The following is a 3,761-nucleotide window of genomic DNA, read 5'->3' on the forward strand; positions in this document are numbered from 1 at the left end:
CGGTTGAGGGAGTAAAAGCCATTCGATCGAGTATTGGAGAAGTGCCGCTGTTTGATCAAACGGTGAAGGAAGTTCAAGCCCATGTTGATGCTCAAATTGAGATGGGTATTGATGTACCGGTTCCTAAAGATCTCGCTGGCGGTTATACGCACGAGAGGCACAAGGCCAATTTTTTCACCATGCAGAAGGCCGGAGTACTTTTTCAAATCACAAACGATGAGAAATACGCAATATATGTAAAAGATATGCTATTGGAGTATGCGGAGATTTACCCTACACTTGGTAAGCACCCTGCAGAACGGTCTTACGCAAGGGGTAAGTTTTTTTGGCAGTGTCTAAATGATGCCAACTGGCTGGTATATACTGCTCAGGCCTATGACTGTATATATGATTGGCTTGATAAAAAGACTGTTAAGAAGCTGAATAAGGAATTGTTCCGGCCTTATGCAGAATATATTTCGGTAGAAAACCCACAATTTTTCAATCGCATACATAATCATAGTACCTGGGGCAATGCGGGGGTTGGTATGATTGGTTTAGTGATGGGAGACGATGAGCTGGTCGATTGGGCATTACATGGACTGGACGTCAAAGTGCCCGGAGATATTGTGAAGGACAATGATGGTGGTGATATTACATTAGATGGTCAAAAAGAAGCGGGTTTTTTAGCACAGCTCGATCATGCTTTCTCACCTGATGGATACTATACCGAAGGGCCTTATTACCAACGCTATGCTATATATCCGTTTTTGATATTTGCCCAGGGGTTAGCCAATAAAAAAACAGAATTAGATATACTGGATTACCGTGATGGACTCTTGATTAAGGCCGTTGATGCCCTGATTAATCAAACTAATTCGGCCGGAGAGTTTTTCCCAATCAACGATGCCCAGAAAGGCATGTCGCTAAGGTCTAGAGAACTTGTAAATGCGGTTAGTATGGCATATCACTATGGTGGCAACGATCCGCAATTGCTATCCATTATTGAAAGCCAGGGACGTGTACCGCTAAATGATTCCGGATTAGCAGCCGCTAAGAGCATTGCCTTAGGAAAAGCTGAACCTTACCAATATAAAAGCATCGAGCTGAGCGATGGGGCTAAAGGTGATGAAGGGGCTATTGGTACCATTAGAAAAGATGGCCTCACCATTATGATGAAATATGCCAAGCATGGCATGGGTCATGGTCATTTTGATCGATTAGGGTTCCTGCTATACAATGGAGCTGATGAAGTGATTCAGGACTATGGTTCTGCGCGATGGGTGAATATCGAACATAAAGATGGTGGAGGCTATCTTAAAGAAAACAACAGCTGGGCCAAACAAACCATAGCACACAATACGTTGGTGGTAGATAAAGATTCCCATTTTGATGGCAATGTTAAGGCAGCTGATAAAGCATCCGGCACACCTTATTTATTTGAAGTTTCTGATTCTGATTTACAGGTAGTATCTGCCAAAGAAACCAATGCCTATAAAAACATAATGATGCAGCGAACAATGGCTGTAGTCACCATTGAAGCACTCGAAAATCCATTAATCATCGACCTTTTTTCAGTGCTGGCTCCAGAAGGAACACGGTATGATTTGCCACTATATTTTAAAGGTGAATTCATGTCATCAAATCAAAAATTTCTTACTAACAATAACCTTACTCCTATGGGTGAGAATGATGGTTATCAACACCTGTGGCTTGAGGGACAGGCAGATCTTAGCAGTGATGTATTTAGTATGACCTGGTTTAATAATCAGAAATTTTACACGATCACTTCCGCAGTAAATGATGGTGATCAGGCGCTTTTGACAAGAATTGGAGCTAATGATCCTAACTTTAATTTACGCAGAGATCCTGGACTAATCCATAGAAGAACAAGCGGCAACACTCTATTTGCAAGTTTATATGAAATACATGGTAGGTATAATTATGCCGATGAAATACCAATCAACTCATTCACTTCTGTGGCCTCACTAAAGGTATTGCATCAGTCAAAAGACTATGCTGCTATCTCATTTGTATTGCATAATGGAGAAAACTACCTCTTTGCCGTCAGCCTAAATGATGCAGCCGAAAACAGTAATCATAGTCTGTCATTGGAAGGCCATGCACTTGAGTGGCAAGGAGCAGTACATTTTTCTAAAACATTAAATAATTAAAATCATGAAACGAAGCAGCGATAAATATATCATCACAAAAAACATGGAATGGGAAGACCTTGGAGGAGGTGTGTCCCGCAAAATGTTGGGTTACGATAACCAGATTATGATGGTGCTGGTCAACTTCAAAAAGGATGCAGTCGGTACACCGCATAGTCATTTTCACACCCAGGCTACTTACTGTGTAGAAGGCAAATTTGAGTTTGAAATAGATGGTGTGAAGCAAGTAGTAAGTGCAGGTGATGGCGTGTACATCGAGCCAAATCTTGTGCACAGCGCAGTATGCCTCGAAGCAGGTAAACTCATAGACACTTTTAGTCCGGTAAGGGAAGATTTTCTCGATGGATCTGGTGTTTCATATTTTGGTAATAAAGAAGACTAGTAATGAAAGTACGAGGACTTAGGTGGTACATTATCGGGCTGGTTTGTCTGGCTACAATAATCAATTATATAGATCGGTCGGCACTTGCTATTATGTGGCCCGACATTTCTAATGATTTAAATATGGATAAGAATGATTATGCACTTATCCTAAATATATTCCTCGTGGCGTATGCTGTTGGTCAGTCTGTTTCCGGAAAGATGTTTGATAAAATTGGAACCAAGCTAGGTTTCGTTGTTTCCATCACTGTTTGGGGTTTGGCTACAGCTCTTCACGCTTTTGCCAGAGGAGTACTTTCTTTCAGCGTATTTAGAATACTGCTTGGTCTAGGTGAAGCTGGTAACTGGCCTGGAGCTGTAAAAAGTAATGCAGAGTGGTTTCCAGCTAAAGAACGCGCATTGGCACAAGGTATCTTTAATTCTGGAGCAGCTATGGGGTCAATTGTAGCACCACCACTAATCGCTATTGTATGGGTCGCTATCGGTTGGGAGATGACCTTTCTATTGCTTGGTATGCTCGGTCTTTTATGGGTGATACCCTGGGTTATTTTCAATAAATCACTGCCAACAAGCCACCCTTGGATTTCGAAAGAAGAAAGAAGTTACATCATGGCTGGTATAGAACAGAAAAAAGAAAATTCTGATAAGCCTGGCCTAAGTATGACGGACATTTTATCACATCGAGAATCTTGGGCCGTTTTGGCTTCAAGATTTTTTGTAGAGCCCATTTGGTGGCTTTTTGTCGGCTGGATGCCAATCTACCTGGCAGATGTTTATGGCTTTAATGTAAAAGAAATTGGCTTTTTTGCCTGGGTGCCTTATGTAGGTGCCGCTATTGGAAGTTTATCAGGTGGGTATTACTCCGGCAAGTTGATGATAAAGGGAGCATCTGTGGATAAGGCACGTAAGCAAACAATTTTGGTTGGTTGTGCTATCATGTTTCTTGGACTGATAGCTACTATTCTGGCAGGTAATACACCGTTAAAGTTTGTAGCTATTGTGGCTGTTGTGCTATTCGGTTTTCAGTTTGTTATTTCCAACATTCAAACCATTCCAAGCGATCTTTTTAGTGGTAAATCAGTGGGTTCACTAGCCGGTTTAGGTGGCACGGTAGGAATTTTCTCCGTAATCATTATGAACTTCCTCGTGCCTGTGATTACTGACAATTATTCATATACACCGATTTTTATAATGATTGCAGTATTCGTGCCTCTTGGATACTTATCA

The 3,761-nt window shown here is 41.5% G+C and carries 3 protein-coding genes; all 3 read left to right on the forward strand.

Annotated features, from left to right (window positions below; genetic code table 11):
- The coding region (locus E1176_RS04340) for a heparinase II/III domain-containing protein (protein ID WP_155209347.1) at positions 1-2,153 on the forward strand (2,153 nt) is incomplete at its 5' end.
- 4 nt (positions 2,154-2,157) lie between these two features.
- The gene (locus tag E1176_RS04345; protein WP_155209348.1) at positions 2,158-2,535 is read left to right on the forward strand and encodes a cupin domain-containing protein; all 378 of its coding nucleotides are present in this window, start codon (positions 2,158-2,160) and stop codon (positions 2,533-2,535) included.
- A 2-nt stretch (positions 2,536-2,537) separates the two neighbouring features.
- Positions 2,538-3,761 (forward strand): MFS transporter (locus E1176_RS04350; protein ID WP_155209349.1); only part of this gene is annotated, 1,224 nt, incomplete at its 3' end.

Origin of the sequence: Fulvivirga aurantia (assembly GCF_009711475.1) — a bacterium.
In the GTDB taxonomy this organism is placed as follows: Bacteria; Bacteroidota; Bacteroidia; order Cytophagales; family Cyclobacteriaceae; genus Fulvivirga; species Fulvivirga aurantia.